At 47.7% G+C, this 17428-nt stretch carries 17 protein-coding genes and 4 tRNA genes; 5 read left to right on the top strand and 16 right to left on the bottom strand.

What is annotated here, in order from left to right; all coding sequences use genetic code 11:
* The first annotated feature begins 26 nt into the window (after positions 1–26).
* A complete protein-coding gene (gene rpmB / locus IT415_00505) occupies positions 27–245 on the top strand; it encodes a 50S ribosomal protein L28 (protein MCC7543179.1) in 219 nt (72 codons plus the stop codon).
* A gap of 65 nt (positions 246–310) precedes the next feature.
* Here rpmB and IT415_00500 read toward each other — a convergent pair whose 3' ends face one another.
* The 8 genes from IT415_00500 to IT415_00465 all read right to left on the bottom strand — a co-directional run bounded on the left by IT415_00500 (position 311) and on the right by IT415_00465 (position 8092).
* A complete protein-coding gene (locus tag IT415_00500; GenBank protein MCC7543178.1) occupies positions 311–844 on the bottom strand; it encodes a hypothetical protein in 534 nt (177 codons plus the stop codon).
* An 86-nt stretch (positions 845–930) separates the two neighbouring features.
* Positions 931–1602: a hypothetical protein gene (locus IT415_00495; GenBank protein MCC7543177.1), complete on the bottom strand. Its 672-nt coding sequence runs from the start codon at positions 1600–1602 to the stop codon at positions 931–933.
* Positions 1603–1770: 168 nt separating this feature from the next.
* Positions 1771–2490 carry a glutamine amidotransferase gene (locus IT415_00490; protein MCC7543176.1) on the bottom strand — a complete coding sequence of 240 codons (720 nt, stop codon included), beginning with the start codon at positions 2488–2490 and terminating at the stop codon, positions 1771–1773.
* Positions 2487–3830 carry a DUF1727 domain-containing protein gene (locus tag IT415_00485; GenBank protein MCC7543175.1) on the bottom strand — a complete coding sequence of 448 codons (1344 nt, stop codon included), beginning with the start codon at positions 3828–3830 and terminating at the stop codon, positions 2487–2489. Before IT415_00485 ends, IT415_00490 begins: the two co-directional genes overlap by 4 nt.
* Before the next feature lie 4 nt (positions 3831–3834).
* A complete protein-coding gene (locus tag IT415_00480; protein ID MCC7543174.1) occupies positions 3835–4689 on the bottom strand; it encodes a tRNA dimethylallyltransferase in 855 nt (284 codons plus the stop codon).
* A 25-nt stretch (positions 4690–4714) separates the two neighbouring features.
* Positions 4715–6526 (bottom strand): threonine--tRNA ligase, encoded by a 1812-nt coding sequence (thrS, locus tag IT415_00475; GenBank protein ID MCC7543173.1) that lies wholly within the window; start codon positions 6524–6526, stop codon positions 4715–4717.
* Positions 6527–6721: 195 nt separating this feature from the next.
* Positions 6722–6798 (bottom strand) — tRNA-Val (locus tag IT415_00470).
* A 43-nt stretch (positions 6799–6841) separates the two neighbouring features.
* A complete protein-coding gene (locus IT415_00465) occupies positions 6842–8092 on the bottom strand; it encodes a hypothetical protein (protein MCC7543172.1) in 1251 nt (416 codons plus the stop codon).
* Positions 8093–8265: 173 nt separating this feature from the next.
* On the opposite strand from IT415_00465, the gene IT415_00460 reads away from it, so the two are divergent.
* The gene (locus tag IT415_00460) at positions 8266–8676 is read left to right on the top strand and encodes a hypothetical protein (GenBank protein MCC7543171.1); all 411 of its coding nucleotides are present in this window, start codon (positions 8266–8268) and stop codon (positions 8674–8676) included.
* 91 nt (positions 8677–8767) lie between these two features.
* Here IT415_00460 and IT415_00455 read toward each other — a convergent pair whose 3' ends face one another.
* From IT415_00455 to IT415_00425, 7 genes are all read right to left on the bottom strand, one after another.
* Positions 8768–9445 carry a 50S ribosomal protein L25 gene (locus tag IT415_00455; protein MCC7543170.1) on the bottom strand — a complete coding sequence of 226 codons (678 nt, stop codon included), beginning with the start codon at positions 9443–9445 and terminating at the stop codon, positions 8768–8770.
* A gap of 28 nt (positions 9446–9473) precedes the next feature.
* On the bottom strand, positions 9474–9698 hold the full coding sequence (locus IT415_00450; GenBank protein ID MCC7543169.1) for a hypothetical protein: 225 nt from the start codon (positions 9696–9698) through the stop codon (positions 9474–9476).
* A gap of 186 nt (positions 9699–9884) precedes the next feature.
* Positions 9885–10943, bottom strand: a complete 1059-nt coding sequence (locus IT415_00445; protein MCC7543168.1) for an undecaprenyl/decaprenyl-phosphate alpha-N-acetylglucosaminyl 1-phosphate transferase — start codon at positions 10941–10943, stop codon at positions 9885–9887.
* Positions 10940–12625, bottom strand: a complete 1686-nt coding sequence (locus tag IT415_00440) for a hypothetical protein (protein ID MCC7543167.1) — start codon at positions 12623–12625, stop codon at positions 10940–10942. The genes IT415_00445 and IT415_00440 overlap by 4 nt, the downstream gene beginning before the upstream one ends.
* Positions 12612–12992 carry a hypothetical protein gene (locus tag IT415_00435; GenBank protein ID MCC7543166.1) on the bottom strand — a complete coding sequence of 127 codons (381 nt, stop codon included), beginning with the start codon at positions 12990–12992 and terminating at the stop codon, positions 12612–12614. Before IT415_00435 ends, IT415_00440 begins: the two co-directional genes overlap by 14 nt.
* Positions 12993–13071: 79 nt before the next feature.
* Positions 13072–13148, bottom strand: a tRNA-Thr gene (locus tag IT415_00430).
* A 15-nt stretch (positions 13149–13163) separates the two neighbouring features.
* Positions 13164–13237, bottom strand: a tRNA-Gly gene (locus IT415_00425).
* A 304-nt stretch (positions 13238–13541) separates the two neighbouring features.
* Between IT415_00425 and IT415_00420 the strand changes: the two genes are divergently transcribed.
* The 3 genes from IT415_00420 to IT415_00410 all read left to right on the top strand — a co-directional run bounded on the left by IT415_00420 (position 13542) and on the right by IT415_00410 (position 16553).
* Positions 13542–13618: transfer RNA gene (locus IT415_00420), tRNA-Asp, on the top strand.
* 234 nt (positions 13619–13852) lie between these two features.
* Positions 13853–15079: a DEAD/DEAH box helicase gene (locus tag IT415_00415; GenBank protein MCC7543165.1), complete on the top strand. Its 1227-nt coding sequence runs from the start codon at positions 13853–13855 to the stop codon at positions 15077–15079.
* A 76-nt stretch (positions 15080–15155) separates the two neighbouring features.
* Positions 15156–16553 (top strand): hypothetical protein, encoded by a 1398-nt coding sequence (locus IT415_00410; protein MCC7543164.1) that lies wholly within the window; start codon positions 15156–15158, stop codon positions 16551–16553.
* Positions 16554–16635: 82 nt separating this feature from the next.
* Here IT415_00410 and IT415_00405 read toward each other — a convergent pair whose 3' ends face one another.
* Entirely contained in the window at positions 16636–17397 is a 762-nt protein-coding gene (locus IT415_00405) for a hypothetical protein (protein MCC7543163.1), read from the bottom strand.
* Between the last annotated feature and the right edge of the window lie 31 nt (positions 17398–17428).

Below are 17428 nucleotides of genomic sequence, written 5' to 3'. Positions count from 1 at the left end.
TATACTCTCTTGGTTAGGAAAAATCCATGGCAAGTAAATGTGATATTACAGGTAAGGGAAAGCTTTTCGGGCGCAATGTCAGCCACTCGATGCGACATACGCCTAAGGTTTGGCGTCCAAATCTACAGAAGAAAACTCTGATCATAAATGGACAGAAGGTTCGTGTACAACTCGCTGCATCTACGATTCGCAGCTTGCGAAAGCACGAACGCAACCTCGCTAAGACCGAACTCACTACCAAGTAGCCTCCAGCCATTTCCACTTAACTAGAAAAGCCCCATAAGGGGCTTTTCTAGTATCACATTAGGTTCTACTGCAATATATAGAGTTTGGGCTGATCAAATGATATATCTTTTGATGATATCTTAATCTGCTCAGTTGATTCTTGGGGCATTTTGACAACTGCTTCGAGCTCGCCAGACTCAAAAGGCAATCCTACTGGTACCACAATAGAGGCCTCTAGCTTGGCCAAGAGGTCTGCCAGATCACTCGCTTTGCCTTCTTCAAGCCAAATGCACAATACCTGCGAAGGCTGCAGGTACTCGATCACCTCATCTGTTAGCGCAGCAACGGTCCGTAAGGCAACCGCAGCGATCATGATGCCGTCCTGCACGATATGATAAGACACCAGGCCATCATCAGACTTCACGCCATCCACCATAATGCCCTGAACCTCGTATTCACCAGGCTCAAAGAATACTCCTGGCCGCATTGCAACATCTTGCTTTGGAATCTGCGTATACAGCACTACATCGCCTGACCGTCCGCCTTCTGGTCCTATGGCTACCGCCTTACGGCCTAGGGTCAATTCAATATGCCGAGCATCTATGCGCTTAATTTCCATCTCCACTCCTTTTTGCTTCTAGGAGTATATCAGATCAGGGATGCAGAATATAGACTACACTATGTATGATGTATTTATTACATCGTTTATTTAGCGAGACGCATTGCCTCTTCGGTTGTGATCTCTGAGTTGGGAGCCGACACATTAACTGTTACCGGTGGAATAGAGGCACCTTGCTCCTGTGATGATGTTGCTCCTTCGGTCTTCTGACTAGCAAAGATACCTAGGTCATCTTTCAGTACGATCTTACGTGCATCAAGCATATCAAGTACGAAGCGATCGTTGAGGTTGCGTCGATAGTCAAAATCTTCAACCCTCAGCGCCGCATAGTTCAGTTCACGATTCATAGATTGCTCGAGAGATTCGATAATCTGAGCCAGGCGTGCTTTATTCATATCTCCAACTATAAACATGTCCACGCTCTGCATACTCCCTCGCACGAATGCCCCCGATAGGAAGAGAAGCTTTACATTACCTGCTTTCTGAACTTTTTTGAGGATCTGGTCTTCTTCTTTAGTTTCTTTCATCTCTTTAGACTTGGCAGGGATCTTTTGGAACATCGACATGAGTTCATTATGAAACTTAAAGCTAGGATCAACCTCATAGTATAGGCGATTTGATTGATTAACCGACTGCACGATGCCAATATTCAAAAGATTTTGCAGCTCTCGACGAACAGAGTTGATTTGCTCATTGATCTTGCGTGTAATCTCACGCACATAAAATGGGCGCTCTGGGTTGTTATAAAAAAGGCTCAATAATTTTACTCGGGTCTTTGAACCAAATAGCGAGTCAAGTGGCACGTTGTTTTACCCTCTCTTACATTCCTTACTCATTAGTGTACACTTTTTTTAGACAAAAACCAGTATCTTATCTGAAATTATAGTAGAAATAATAAGTGAATACTACGATTTTCTGCGCGAACACTAGCGAGGGCGGCGCGCTGCAATCGCTCGCGCTTGAACTACAAAACTATCCTCGAATTGCGCTAATTCTGTATGCGACATATTGGCCGCACGACTTATGAGCCAATCTGCGAGCTGCGGATTCTTAGGCAAGATTGGCCCATGCAAGTAGGTGCCCACAAAATTTCGATGTACAATCCCCTCTGTTCTGTCGCTGCCATTATTACCTGATCCTCTACGTGTCCTGCCGAGCGCCTGCGCGGTTGGTCCAAGATATGTCTTGCCTGAATGATTCTCAAAACCTATCAATTCCCCAAACTGCTCAGTCTGCACACGAACATTTCCGATAAGTCGCTTATCGCCGGCAACCGTATGCGCATCAAAGATATCTACACCCTGTATATGATTGCCTTCATGGGTTTCGAAGTACCTACCCAAGAGCTGATATGCTCCACAGATCATAAGCGCAGGCGTATCGGCCTCCACCTGATCTTTGAGCCAGCCAGCCAGCTGAAGCATCGACTGCTCAACTATACGTTGCCCACTATCTTGCCCGCCACCCATAAATATCAGATCAGAATGTTTTGGTACGCGATCTCCAGGATGGAATTCTATCACCTCTACCTTTATGCCCCTCCATTCAAGGCGCTTCTGTAGACATAGGACATTCCCGCGATCACCATACGTATTCATCTCTCGAGGAAAGAGATAAATAATATGGACTTTTTGTAGTGGCTTCATGACGCATGCTCCAGCTTTAATGCAAACTGCTTCCTAATCTCTAAGAGCGCCGTATAGGTCGGCAATATGCGCACACCTGGCACCGAGGCTATAGTCGCGGCTCGGTGTAGGGCTTGCCGGATATCTGGTATAACCTCGCACTCTATCCCTGCGTACTGCAAACGTAACGCCATATCATACGCCCTAATGCCAGAGGTTATGCATGGTCCGCCTGTCTGTATATCCTCTATTGCAACATCCCATAACCAAGATACATCTCTACCATCAGCAAAATTATCATTAATAGCAAATACAATCGGTCTGTTATCCCGTGGATCCATACAAAACTCTTGTATTACCTGGTTAAACCCGATTGGGTTCTTGATGAGCTGAAAGTCATACTCCACCCCTTGAACGGCCACTTTCTCTTGCCTGCCAAATGCAGGTGCAGTATGCTCAATCGCCTTAATTGCGGTAGCGAGATTAATTTTTAAAATCATTGATGTAAGCATTACAGCAGATATATTGTAGGCATTATATATACCCCTAAGATGTGTATTTATAGAATGTTGCTTATTTGACAACGTTAACCTAAGGCGCTGCAAATGATTATTTTCAACTACATAATTCAATACCTGCACTTCTGGCTTAGGCCTTCGGAAGCTACCATCGTTTGCCGCGTAATGCCCTAAGTGCCCAAAGTAACGTCGAGAATAACTAAAACCCGCACCGGATGACGCCACAGGGATGTCGGCCGCGAAGTCATGAGGTAACGTGAGATTTCGTGCAACACTCAATCCAAAGAAATGCGAACTCTTATCTCGACCGAGCATAGCCACCCACGGATCATCAGCGTTTAGAATGAGCTTTGCATCTGGAGCTTTATCAAGTGCATGCTTAATTATCTGTTGGGTTGTCGTTACTTCCCCATAGCGATCGAGCTGATCGCGGAATAGATTCATCACAACAATATGAGTCGGCTGCACGGCATCTACTACGACAGGCATACTCGCCTCGTCTACCTCCAGAAGTAAGACCGTACGATCACCTTGACGCAAGTCTTGCAAAAGCGTAGTCAGCACACCTCGACTTAAGTTTGACCCAGAGTCATTGTTAACGACTGCATATCCTGCAGCCTGCAGTACATTTTTTAGCAACAGTGTGGTGGTGGTTTTCCCATTAGTACCTGTAACTATAATGCGTTCAGAGAATCGACGCTTTTGCAGTATTTTATACAACACCTTAGGGTCGATACGCTCCGCCACATACCCTGGCAGTGCAGTTGATCTACGCCCTATCAAACTCATGCTCCAATCGATGATTCGACCGGCTTTCTCGCTTACATCACCACGCAACTTCATACACTTATTGTAGCTTCGATTGTTCGAGATAGATAGACACCTCTCGAATGGCCTGATCTGACGACTGCATCCATTGAATGTGTTTATTCCTACGAAACCAAGTTCGCTGCTTGCGTGCAAGCTGCCAAGTCGCACGCTCTACAGCCTGAGCAATTTTATCCTTATCTAGACCATTCTCTAGACCATCGACAACCTCTCGATAACCAGTTGCCTGCAATCCTGGTGCGGACGGGGGATATTTTTTCAGCAATCGCTTCACCTCATTTGTGAAACCGTCTGTAAACATCTCCTTGGTTCGCAAACGGATCCGTTCTTTTAATACTCCATCAGATAATTCCAGACCCAATACAAGGCAATCAAGATTCAGTGCCGACCTATCATTATTACTCGCAAACCCTCGCTGCAGAAGTGCCTGTAAGCGGCGTGGATTCTTGTAATCCTGTTCGCTAATCACGCCACCAAACCGCTGCTTAGCCTCGCTCTGTAATTGGCTAAGGCTCATTTGTTCGTATCTCTTAAGGGGCACTACATCATTATTACGAAATGTATACCCAAATATCAGTGCATCTATATACATGCCACTGCCACCAACAACAATTGGCAACTTATTTCGAGACCAAATACTATTTAAAGCTTTTTTTGATAATCGAACAAAATCATGCGCCGACATTCTCTCGGAGGAATCTACTATGTCTAGGAGATAATGCTGAACTTTTTTCTGATCGGCTTTTGGCGGCTTAGCCGTTCCAATATCCATGCCTTTATAAACCGTGCGTGAATCAGCGCATACTATCTCACCGTCATGCTTTTTAGCTATCTGCATAGCAAGCGCTGACTTCCCGCTTGCTGTCTGACCCACTATAACAACTAGTGGTCCAGATCGATTAAACAGTGCGCTCTTTGATTTCCGTGGTGATTTTTGCAACAAACTCATCAAGTTTCATTACTCCCTGGTCGCCCTCGCCATATTTCCTTACAGCCACAGTACTGTTTTCTGCTTCGCGCTCACCAACTACAAGACTATACGGCACCTTAAATAGCTCAGCGTTACGTATTCGTTTACCAAGTGACTCATTCGTATCGTCTATTTCGACGCGCACTCCAGCTGAGCGTAAGGTCTCAAATGCGGTACGCCCATACTCTACATACTTTTCTGATACCGGTAAGACTCTGACTTGTTCTGGCGCTAGCCATACCGGAAATGCACCCGCGTAATGCTCAATTATGATTGCCATAAAGCGCTCGAATGAACCCAATATTGCACGATGAATCATTACAGGAGTCTGCTCGGCCCCAGACTGATCGACGTACGTGAGACCGAAACGTTTTGGCATGGCAAAATCAAGTTGAATAGTAGCAAGTTGTCGCTCACGACCAAGCGCGTCGACAAACATAAAATCTAACTTCGGACCATAAATAGCCGCCTCACCAGGCATCGGCTTGGCATCAAGAGCCTCCTCTCGAGCGAGATCCGCGAGCATCCTCTCAGCCTCTTCCCAATCTGATAATTCGCCAACATAGCCATCCATATTATTCGGATCGCGCAATGATAACGATACCCAATGCTTCCCCCACAGACCAAATCCTGAATAGAACTCTTTTATTATTCGAACCAGTACTTTCACTTCTTCTTGGATTTGATCGACTCGACAGAACACATGCCCGTCATCAACGGTAAACCCGCGAGTACGAGTAAGGCCACCTATCTCACCAGGCTTCTCATCACGATACTGCATGGTCATCTCGGCCATACGAATCGGTAGATCGCGGTAACTTCTCGGTCGAGCAGCATAGATTTGCGTGTGATGTGGGCAGTTCACTGGCTTCATTACGAAGTCTTGCACGAAATGTGAATGTACCTCAAACAACTCATTACCAAACTTCGCCGCATGACCAGATACCTCGTATAAATCTCGCTTGGCGATATGCGGGATAGATACAAATTGCATGCCGTATTTCTGACCAATCTGGCGTAATGCGTCCTTAAGAGACTCCATGACCAACGTACCCCTTGGTGTGTAGAGCGGTAGACCCGGTCCAACCAAGTCCGAAAACGTAAACAGATCAAGTTCTTGCCCAAGCTTTCGGTGGTCACGCTTCGCGACATCCTCTAGCTCTTGCAAATACTCATCTAGTTGAGCCTGCGTCTCAAAGCCTAGACCATATATGCGCTGTAATTGATCTCGTTTCTCGTCCCCTCGCCAATATGCACCTGCTAATTTATTGAGCTTAAACGCACCTACTTCTCCTGTAGAATCGGCATGAGGACCCTTACAGAGGTCTACAAAATCACCTGTCTTGTAGATGGTTATTGTTGTAATTTTTTCATCACTATTACCTAATCCAAGGTCTTCGCTCTTGAAATCCTTGAGCTTCGTTGTACCATGCTGTTGTAAATCTTGCAGCAATTCTACTTTGTAGGGTTGCTTGTGCTCTTTGAAATAATCTATTGCTCGATCAATACTCCATTCTTCTCGTTTCATCGGAAGATTACGTCGAATTATGTTTCGCATCTCTTTTTCTACCTGCTTGAGATCCGACTCCGTGAGCGGCTGATCGGTGCGTACATCATAATAAAAGCCGTTATCGATAACCGGGCCAACACCGAACTGAGCTTCAGGATAAAGCTTCTGGATTGCCGCAGCCAAGACGTGGGCCGCACTATGTCGCATCGCATGTAATTTTTCATCCATCAGAATATTCTCCTTAATACAAACAAAAACACCCACCTCAATTATCTGGCCCCGATCATCGGGGGGTTCCACCAGATTTATTCGCGGCGAGCGAATCACTCTTCTCTCATGTGTTACGCCCATGAGTACGGGGCTTGTTTGGCTGGTTAGGCCACCCTCAAACGCCCTCTTCAACTATGTAATTAAGTATACACCAAATGGTGGGTCCTAGGGGACTCGAACCTCTGACCTCTTCCACGTCAAGGAAGCGCTCTAGCCAACTGAGCTAAGGACCCGAAAACCAGGTCAGTATATCTGGAAAGAAAGACTTTTGCAAGACTAATCACCTGGCAACAAGAGTCGCTCGGGTGCCCCAAACCCAATCCGATCCGGGAAAATATCCCGTGAAACCCCCGAACCAGTCATCACTGCACGAGCCCCGAATCTTCCTCTCAGCTCATCTAGTGCACGAGACAGGGCAAGCTGCCTATCGCTCTCTAATGGCAAGTATGATTGTTGTCCTTCAGCCACAAAGTCAAAAGTCACGATAGTAGCCTTCTTCACTGGTCGATATCGACTCCCTAAAGGCTTAGTCAGCTGCTCCATCTCGGCAACTAGCCCGGCATGGCTCGCCACTGGAGTCATATGACGAATAGCCTTACTCCATCCTCCGCCGTCAATAAAACGCACCGATATCATCATGCCGCGCGCCAACCGATGCGTTGCTCGCAAACGATATCCTACTTTCAGAAGCATCTTTACCAGCATCCCCTCCAGATCTGCAAGGGTCTCAGCCGGCCGCGGCATAAGTGTCGTCTGGTGTCCTATTGATTTCTTGAGCGTCTCAGGTCGTTGGTCTACCTCAAAGCCTCGCAGTCGTAAGTACCATTTTGTGCCACTAATACCTAATTCCTTGCGCAAGAGTGGCTCCGGAGCATGATACAAATCAAGGACCGATTGGATTCCCATACTATAGAGTCGTCGACTCATGCGGTGCCTAATGCCCGTACAGTCGATAAGTTTACGCTGCGCATAAAACTCCGCTAGATCACTCTGCCTCAAGACAAATAACCCATCTGGCTTATTGAATGATGCAGCCTGTTTGGCTTGCCAGCCATTGGAACCGATACCGATTGAAGCAGTTAACACTTCACCCAACCTATCTCGAAGAGATTGTTTTATATACCGAATTAATTCCTCTACCTGGCTGGCAGTCCGCATATACGAGGGGATCTCCAGCCGCATCTCATCTATACCCCGCACATCCAAGCGACATAAGGTTGCTTCAAGAATCCTTAATACCTCTGCATGAATCGCTCGATAGTATTGGGGCGTATCTCTCACCAAAATAATACCCGGCACACGCCGACGGGCCTCCGAGACTCGCATCGCCGTCTTCACTCCCATCCGCTTCGCCTCTCGGGAGGCAGCTACAATGCAGCCATTATCAGATACAAAGGGACAAACTCCAACTGGCTTTCCCCTAAGTTCAGCTCGACGCTGCTGCTCGGCCGAAGCAAAGAAGCTATCCATATCGATATACAAAGTCCGATAATCCTGTGGTTGTTGGCGAAGCATTTTCTCAAGCATACCCATATCCTCTCTTTTTGTATCTTATTATACGAACATTATACGTACATATCTACAAGAAGTTCTTCACTTATCCACAACTTTGGAAAGTTATCCACTTGCACCAACCATAAGTGATATGACAATATATATACATGATTTGCACGAAATGCAGATCACCCCACAGTGAGGTGGTGAACACGCGCTCGACACGAGGTGGCAGCCAGATATGGCGGCGACGTCGATGTGCGGACTGTGGCAAGGTCTCAACGACCTATGAGCGGCAAGATTTATCTTTTATCCAGGTGCGTTCGGAGCAGCAGCAATCAAATCCGACCCCCTACCGCCGCTCATTTTTATTTAGCTCAATCCTCAAAGCCGTTCCTGAAGAACAGCTCAGCGCGATTGATATCGACAATCTCGTCGACAGCATCGAGTACAAGCTTCTAGAACGCGGGCAAGAAGAGATCCCTAACGAACTTATACGTCAGATCACGCTGGCTACGCTCAAGCCTATCGACGTGAAGGTTTTTATGAACTATCTAGTAGCCCACCTTGATGTCCGCACCAAATCAGATATAAAGGCAGCAATTAAGCACTACTGATATACCATGCTATAGCACATTCATTATGCATATCCCTAACTACAAGAAAAGCCCCCATGAGGGGGCTTTTCTACTCTCGACTAACTAGGTTTTATTCGCCAGGTTTGGCTTCTTTGGACTCTTCAGCGGCGGTTTCAGCAGCCTGTTTCTCTTCTGCCAGATCCTCAGGCAGCTCGTCGCCCATTTCAGCTTCGAGAGCGGCCATCTCTTCATCAGAGCGTGGAGCCTCAACGCGACAAATGAGCTCGTGCCCGTCGGTAAGGACTACGAGCTTACTATCAAGCTTCAGATCTGACACCGAGATACTATCGTCGAAGTTCTCGAGACCTGCGATATCTACCTCGATAGCCTGAGGGAGGTCAGCTGGAAGTGCCTCAATCTCAAGTTCTTCAAGCGGCTGCACGAGAGTCCCGCCGAGATTGAAGACACCCGGAGCATCGCCAATAAGCTTCACTGGTACATTGGCGCGTACGACTTCATCCATCTTAACCTGGTGAAGATCTGCGTGCAGAATCCTGCCAAGGTGGTCCGTCTGAACGTCAGCGATCAGAACATTAACTGGCTTATCATCACCAAGAACCAACTCTACCAATGATGAGTGGCCTGCCTGATGATAGATGCGCTTAAAAGTAAGGTCATCGAGAGCAACCAGACGATTCTCCACCTCACGACCATAGACAACGCCCGGCACCTGACCAGATTTGCGCAGTTGTCGCACTTGCTTGCCCTGCTGAGTTCGCTCAACAGCCTTTAACTTAAATTCAACCATGGTTATTTAATCCTTTACTAAGAAATTTTTACTTTTGATCACGCAAATATGAGTACATGTCCGCGATCTCTTGCGATGAGATAGCACCGAGCTCCATGAAGCGAGTTCGTTCGCGCCTTGAGGCATCAAACCCCAGCCCAGATCTGGAAGGCTGTACCTTCTGCTTGCGACGTGACTTGTGATTTACTTCTTGAGCAGACAGCAAGACGGTGGCAAGAACGGGCAACGAACACTTCGAGCAATTGAGCTGCATAAAACAATGCTGGTCGACCTTTCCCAGAAAGCGGATATCATCGGTCTCATACTCCGCAGAACAAGACGGGCATTTGTAAAAAACCCGCAAATTCTTAATCAATTCCTGTAAAGCTCTTGGACTCAAACGGTACTCCCTCTTGGCGTAAATCATACCAAAATCAGATAGCAAAAGTCAATCAGGCGACTATTGGTGGACTCGCCTGCGACGACGCACGAGCATTAGTACCGCAACTCCGAATATCACCAAGATACATAAGCATGTCAGCGCAATTACTTTCGCACGACCATCCCCGATCAATGCTACTAAGCCAAATATAAGTGCCAAGGCGTAAATCAAGAGCACGGCCTGTGTCTGCGTAAATCCAACATCGAGCAGCAAATGGTGGATATGCCCTCGATCAGCCGAAAACGGTGATCTACCAGTAGCCAATCGTCGCACCACCGCCCAAACAGCATCCAGCACAGGCACCCCGAGCACAAGCAGCGCTGTGGCAAGCTTGGCTCCAGAGATAATCGACAGCAAACCAAGCAACATACCTAAGAAATACGCCCCACTATCTCCAAGAAATATTGATGCTGGGTGAAAATTGTAAATCAAAAAACCAAGACAAACACCAAGTAGCAGAATCGCCATCATGGCAGTATCGGGCTGGTTGATACGGGGCAGAAGCGCCACAAAGAAAAGTATCAGAGCCGCCACCCCACTCACCCCTGTAGCCAGCCCATCAAGGCCATCAAGAAAATTAATCGTATTCGTCATCCCCACTAACCAGATGATACTGATGACGATCGGAATAATCGCCGAGGCAGCCAAACTAGGTCCAAACAATTCATTGAGCATCAGCTGCTGCCCAAACGGGTTGGAGATAACATCAACTCGAATCCCAAACCCGACAACAGCAGTGATGGCAGCTACAATTTGTACGAGTAACTTCGTCCAGGGGTTCACGCGGCGAAAATCATCATATAGACCTATTCCGAATACCAGAGCACAGGCGATAAACAGTCCCAGAAAACTTACGGGCAACGGTCGTACAAGCAGAGGTGCAAGCAGGAAGAATGTGCCAAATAATGCAACTCCCCCAATACGCGGTGTAACGCGTGTGTGTACTTTGCGCGATGCTTCCTTTGGATCATCTACAGCACCATACTTGATAGCCAGGCGGGACAGTACCGGTACAAGCCCCACAACAGACAAAAAGCCAAGTGGAAGTGTGATGAGGAGATATACGAACCAGCTCATGTCTTCACGGCCTTCTCTGTGACGCGAAAGCCAAGGTACTTACCCAGCATCAATCGAGTCTGCGCATCAATCGCGGCCGTCGACCCAAAACCAAGCGACACGACTGGAAGCAGTGCCCACTGGAGCAGCATTGCTACATTCCTGCGCCAGGTATATCGATGCGGACGAGGTGGTAATGAAAGCAACGAAATCCAGATGGTGATGCTCAAGCCAATCATTGCGACAGTCATAATCTGACTAGCTATGATCGGTAGCTGGTGCGCCAACACAGTGTTCTTAAACGTCGGGCTAAAGTAGAGCGGCATCCAAGCTACAAAGGTCAAGATAAACGGCGTAGTCGCCCATGAATAGTGCCCTTCGAAGAGTCGCCAGAACTGAATCCAGCGCTTGCCGAGCGGTATTTCGGGGTGCTGGAAACACTGCGCAATTACGTACGGAATGTCCGAGACTCCATACGCCCAACGACGAAGCTGCAGATACTGATTCATGTACGTAGAAAGATACTTACGAGATAGCGTTGCGTCTTGGTAGATCGGCACAAACAACGGCTCAACGACATGCTCACCATGGAAGCGAAAGAAAGTTCGCCAGTATTGATGGCCATCCTCTACGGGAGATGTAACTGACCAGAATTCAGTATCGATCAGCGCCTGCAAAGACTGAGAATGGGCTGCAAAATTACGCAAGAGCTGCGGGCGCATAGAGTTAATGATCACCCAGAATGAGTTGCCAGTCGCAATCACACGCATTGGTGCAGGTGCATCCCAGATATTGTTATAAAACATTGGGACCGGCTGGAACGAAGTAAACTTCCCTTTTTGATTGGTTACATACCCATATGTAAGGGCTGAAAAATAATTTGGGTCAGGACGGTGATCTGCGTCTAATGTAGTAACTAATACATCACGAGGGTTTAGATTCATTTCTTTAAGCTTCGACAGAAGCTGGCGTGCGGCATGGGTAATATTCGCGCCCTTACCCTTCAGCTCTCCAGCCAAGCCATCCGGATGCTCGATAGTAAAGAAGCGTTCAAACTTCCCACTATACTCGCGCTTCAACACATCCATGCGCTCCCTATCGACGATACCTCCTCGTTCTTCATAGGCTAAAACAATAATGAGCTTTCGATTGTCATACGCAACCTGGGTTAGTGACTGGAGTGTCGGGCGCAATGTATCAAGTGTTTCATTATATGTTGCAATAATTACAACGTGGTGTACGTCTGAAGGTCTCACGCGATGTTGCTGCATAAGATATGCATCGAGCTTTTCGGACTCTATCTCATACTGCAGCAGCTGCTCATGTTGTCTCCTACCACGTAGTGTCAAAAACCATAGCCATGGCGTCTGCGATCGTGCTTCGGCAATGAGAGCCTGTAGCTCTCCAACCGATTGCTTCCCAGCTTCGAGACGGTCTAAGCGCTCAGACCACACTATGCGCATTGATGCCTTCAAGCGATGATAGCCGGCGATGAGGGCAGCTGACATACGGAATGACTTCAAAAGCCAATAGAGGTCGAGGGCGATGATGAAATATGCAACAACAAATGGTGCGTACATCGATAGGATTACCGGCAAAAGCAAAGTCAACCAGGTGAAGGCCCCTGGTAGTATCTCTAATAATCTCACCACTAGATGCGGCACCTTCAGCCCACTCCCTGTCAGTGAATTAACGCGCGCCATGAGTCACTCCTGTATAGAGTAAAAGAATCTGCATCATTAGCAAACTCAGCCCCAGACTTGCTATCACCAGCATAAAGCTCGTAATGCGACTGCGACGATAGGTGGCCTGCGCCAAAAAGGTATTTACGATCGAGACCAACCAGGAAGCAGTTGGCAAGATATACAATAGTTGCCAATTCCCCAGCTTATCGAATGCCGTGAGAGTTGAATACCGAATCGGTACCTGCACCGACATCGGGTGAACCGTAAAGATAGCAATACCGGTGTTTATAAGATTAATGAGAAACACAAAAAGCAAGATTGCAACAAGCCAGTTATTCTGACCTATGCCACCCTGATCAAAAAGTTGATGAGCTACGCGCCGCATATCTGGCAATAGTATACAGCTTTTATGTTTAAAGCTGTACTGTTTTCTATCCAACAACATCCCCTTCTAGGAGATGTACTGGAGCCGATGGCGGGACTCGAACCCGCGACCCCCACTTTACGAAAGTGGTGCTCTAGCCAGCTGAGCTACATCGGCACATTGAGCTTTCTTTGGAGCGGGTAACGGGAATCGAACCCGTATCTCAACCTTGGGAAGGTCGCATTCTACCACTAAACTATACCCGCCAACAGATAAGAATGACTGGTGGATTGTATCATATCACTCCCCTGCGACTCAATGAAATTGCGGATTATTACAACGTATCGAGTATGCAATCCAACCGCTACTATAGTATTGTTCTCTGGGTTCTTAATTTCGTTCCATTTGTGTATTCGTATTTTTGAGTATTTTTTGTACTCTTTAGTGCATTCATATATCGTATAATACTTTTTTTGTTCGTTTTTTGACACGCTGTACTCAGATTCTCCTAGCAAGCGCCCAGGATTGAATTGCCCACACAAATCTGTTACTATAGCCAGGTTCAAATGCGGGCCCGTGGTGTAGAGGCCTAACATGCCTCCCTGTCACGGAGGAGATCGCCGGTTCGAATCCGGTCGGGCCCGCCAATACTGTAAACCCCGGATGTTATCAGGGGGTTTTTATTTGTGGTTCAAGACTAGTTTAGAAGCATACTACAGGGCTTCTAAACTAGTCTTGAACCTTGATATATATTAGACAATCCCTATCTCTTATGCTATAATGATTCTCGATATGAAAGTATCGTGATGAATATCGAGTTATTGATCTAATCTCGCCCGTTCATCAGTCAAGAATAGATCAATAACACAAGAAAGATATTCATGCCACGACACTCGTTTGGCGGCACTCGCCACAGCGGACGCAATTCTATGCGCCCAAATCGAAATAAACCATTTAATCACACTCGACGTGAAAATAGCCGCCCTCGCCGCAGCGGGCAATACATCAATCCTGACCGCTTCATCAATAAGGTCACTGGACCAGCCGAAGAGATTGTATTTACTCCTCAGCACGCCTTTAGCGACTTCGGTTTCCGCGAAGACCTCCTGAAGAACATCCTGCACAAAGGCTACACTGCCCCGACCGCCATTCAAGACGGATCGATTCATGCCGCCCTCGAAGGTAAGGACGTCATCGGCCTCGCGAATACCGGCACCGGTAAGACAGCCGCCTTCGCCCTCCCTATTCTACAGCGCCTCATGACTGACGCTAAAGGTTCAACTGCACTTATCGTTGCTCCGACGCGTGAGCTAGCCCTGCAGATAGATAATGAAATCAAATCATTTTCAAAGGGCCTCGGTATCTATACAGCTCTCTGTCTCGGTGGAATGCCTATCGGTCGCCAAATTGCCGCCCTCCAGCGTCGCCCACAGGTAGTGATCGGCACCCCTGGTCGCCTGAAGGACCTCTTCAACCAGCGTACACTTCGACTCAATCACGTTGCAATCGTCGTTCTAGACGAGGCTGATCACATGCTCGATATGGGATTCATCAAGGACATCAACTTCCTTCTCGATCAACTTCCCGCCAAGCGCCAGTCGCTGTGCTTTAGTGCTACTATCACCCCGACAATTCAGGGTCTCATGGACCGCCTGCTGACCAATCCTGTCACTGTATCGGTGCGTACGAAGGAGACTAGCGAGCACGTCGACCAAGATGTGGTTCGTGCGAGCTCCAAGGAGGAGAAGCTTGAAATCCTGAATGGGCTACTCAATCAACCAGAATTTGAGAAAGTGCTCGTCTTCGGCGAGACAAAGTTCGGTGTACAACGGCTTGCAGACTCTCTCACCAAAGACGGTATTCGCGCCGAAGCAATCCACGGCAATAAGTCTCAACCACAACGCCAGCGCGCACTCCAAGCATTTCGTGATGGCAAAGCTCGCGTTCTGGTAGCTACTGATGTAGCCGCACGCGGTATCGACATTCCTAATGTAAGCCACGTCATCAACTTCGATCAGCCAAACACCTACGACGACTACATTCATCGAATCGGCCGAACCGGTCGAGCTGGCAATGTCGGTAAAGCACTGACCTTCATCGGTCGGTAACCAATAGCCAAGCAACAACCAAGCACGATGCAGCCAAAATCGCATCGTGCTTATGCTTTTATGTTAGTATCAAGGTATGACTCAACGCACAAAAAAGAGCGCCAATAACTCGAAGCTAAATATCATACATAGTCTCCTGCTCGCAGCCCTCATACTAATAACCCTTGCTCGCCCCATCGCCCTGGTGTATTCACCCCCAGGATTTTACGTAGATGAGGCCATCGGCGCAGCAAATATCATCAGTGTGCGTGAAACCGGTAGAAATCTGCGACAAGAATCATTTCCGCTCTACACACTCGCTGGCGGCGGGGGGTTTGTAACGCCCACGTATATGTACAGCGGAGTCGTATGGTCTGCAGTATTCGGTGATAGTGAATATGCATTCCGGCTCCACTCCCTTTTCTACACGCTGCTTGCCATCGCCATACTAATGTACGTCACATACTTATGGTGGGGTCGTGAGGCAGCAATAGTCACCGGCCTGGTCGCGAGCTTGATACCCTGGTCATGGCATCAAGGAGTACTGGCTTGGGACCCAGCGCTCATTCCATTCTGGATAAGCCTTACGTTGGCTGGGTGGTCATACATCCGGACGCGTGGATGGAGTACTGTCGCTTGGGGAATTATGCTAGCCGGATTTGTCGGTGCGGCCTACACCTATCCTCCGACCAGAATCACTGTCGCTATACTCGGCCCAATCTTTGTCCTCTCGCTGTGGAAGCACATCAAATCCCACTGGGTGTCCATGGTTCTCGGCGGAATTCTTGCTGCTCTATCGATGGTTCCTTTATTGCAGTTCAGCCTCACCCCCACTGCGCTTGGTCGTGCTGGGTTTCTAACCGTCTGGGGACCCGGAGCGCGAGAAGCCTTTGGCGTCGAGGGGTTCTGGGGTGGCGTCATGCTGGCCGGCAAGAATATGCTCCAACTATCTAATCCCGTCTTCCTCTTTTTCTCCGGCGATAGCAACTTACGCCACGGCACACAGACCGGCATGCTCGGCCTAGGCTCGTTCAGTATCCTGATCGGCGCTTTAGCACTACTCTTTCAGAAAAAGAAAAAGCAGCCAAAAGGAAAGGGAAAGAACAGCACACGACTACTTTTTGTGATTATTATTGTAAGCATTCTTGCCTCATATCTCGGTTCTGCTCTTACCTGGGAGGGTCAACCACACAGTCTGCGTGCTATATCAGCTTGGCCATTTTATGCACTTCTCATGGGTTGGGGGCTTTCCCGGATAATCCACGCTGGCGCAAACTACTGGAAACCAGTACTGCTCGTATATGCTATCGTCACTAGCCTATTTCTGTGGCATTATCACACACAATTCATTCAAATTGCAGGCCCTTCATTTGATGAACATATACGCCCAGATTTGATTGAAGCAGCGAAATCAAATCGACCAAACAGCGAGATACAATATGTCGGAGATGCTTACACGTACTACCTCATCAGATATGGAGACAAGACTTTTTAGTCTTCTGTCTGGATTTTAGAATGTCCTACAGCTACTACTGCTCTAGAATTACTACGTTACGAATTCAATCATTTCGTACACATTATGTAGTCAATGATTTAGATAACTCCCAAACTACCCCGTATAGCTCTCGCATCAGCTCACGGTGTTCAGGCGAACGCACGAGTAATGCGTAGCCACTTGCCAAGGACGATATATACAAAACACAGTCATCATACATAAAGACAGTAGTGCGAAAGCGATCCCCCAGCCCGCCGGGCATTAGTCGTATCTCTGCCTTATCATAAAACTGATCGATAATCGCCTGGTCAACCGGCTCCTGCCATAGGTTGTGAGTCTTCACGCCGAGCGTATGGCGCAGTTCTACATATTTCTCAACAAAATCGGGACCAAACTGCCAAAAGAAATTGCGGGTAGGAACCAGCGTATCAATTTGCCTCGAGTGACAATATACTGTCTCCATAATGACACTGCGTACCGCACTCACCCCTTCATAGAATGCCACATTAGGCTTATGATCAGCCTTATCGGACTGCTGGAATTGCGCGGCGAAGGCTTCCAGTTCACTTTCTAAGGACTCTACCTCTTGCTGCTTGTGTCGCACAATAGTTTGCAGACGACTCAAAGGCTCTATCCGGAAGCTTTGCTCGTCATCAAGGCCAGTCTTCGATAGTAATCCCCTGCGTTCAAGGGCTGTCAGCGCATAATATACGGTCGGTCTACTTCGCCCTGTAGTTTGCACGATCTCACGTGCGCTCTGAGCCCCATTTAGTAAAGCTAAATATGCGTCGATTTCTGATTCTGACAGATCAAGGCGCGCGAGTAATGAACGTGGGTCAAGCATATTGATGGATTTTTCTTGAGATATATTATGT

It is taken from the genome of bacterium, from assembly GCA_020854115.1.
Lineage (GTDB): Bacteria > Patescibacteriota > Saccharimonadia > CAILAD01.
The sequence above is the reverse complement of the archived record's forward strand: the minus strand, read 5'-3'. Positions and strand labels throughout refer to the sequence as shown.

Excerpts from the sequence above, each read along its gene's own strand:
- IT415_00455 (MCC7543170.1), bottom strand. The coding sequence starts at position 9,445 with ATGGTTGAATTTAAGTTAAAGGCTGTTGAGCGAACTCAGCAGGGCAAG.
- IT415_00435 (MCC7543166.1), bottom strand. The coding sequence starts at position 12,992 with ATGCGGCGCGTAGCTCATCAACTTTTTGATCAGGGTGGCATAGGTCAG.
- IT415_00490 (MCC7543176.1), bottom strand. The coding sequence starts at position 2,490 with ATGAAGCCACTACAAAAAGTCCATATTATTTATCTCTTTCCTCGAGAG.
- IT415_00405 (MCC7543163.1), bottom strand. The coding sequence starts at position 17,397 with ATGCTTGACCCACGTTCATTACTCGCGCGCCTTGATCTGTCAGAATCA.
- IT415_00410 (MCC7543164.1), top strand. The coding sequence starts at position 15,156 with ATGACTCAACGCACAAAAAAGAGCGCCAATAACTCGAAGCTAAATATC.
- IT415_00440 (MCC7543167.1), bottom strand. The coding sequence starts at position 12,625 with ATGGCGCGCGTTAATTCACTGACAGGGAGTGGGCTGAAGGTGCCGCAT.
- IT415_00415 (MCC7543165.1), top strand. The coding sequence starts at position 13,853 with ATGCCACGACACTCGTTTGGCGGCACTCGCCACAGCGGACGCAATTCT.
- IT415_00445 (MCC7543168.1), bottom strand. The coding sequence starts at position 10,943 with ATGAGCTGGTTCGTATATCTCCTCATCACACTTCCACTTGGCTTTTTG.
- rpmB (MCC7543179.1), top strand. The coding sequence starts at position 27 with ATGGCAAGTAAATGTGATATTACAGGTAAGGGAAAGCTTTTCGGGCGC.
- IT415_00485 (MCC7543175.1), bottom strand. The coding sequence starts at position 3,830 with ATGAAGTTGCGTGGTGATGTAAGCGAGAAAGCCGGTCGAATCATCGAT.
- IT415_00450 (MCC7543169.1), bottom strand. The coding sequence starts at position 9,698 with ATGCAGCTCAATTGCTCGAAGTGTTCGTTGCCCGTTCTTGCCACCGTC.
- IT415_00500 (MCC7543178.1), bottom strand. The coding sequence starts at position 844 with ATGGAAATTAAGCGCATAGATGCTCGGCATATTGAATTGACCCTAGGC.
- IT415_00465 (MCC7543172.1), bottom strand. The coding sequence starts at position 8,092 with ATGCTTGAGAAAATGCTTCGCCAACAACCACAGGATTATCGGACTTTG.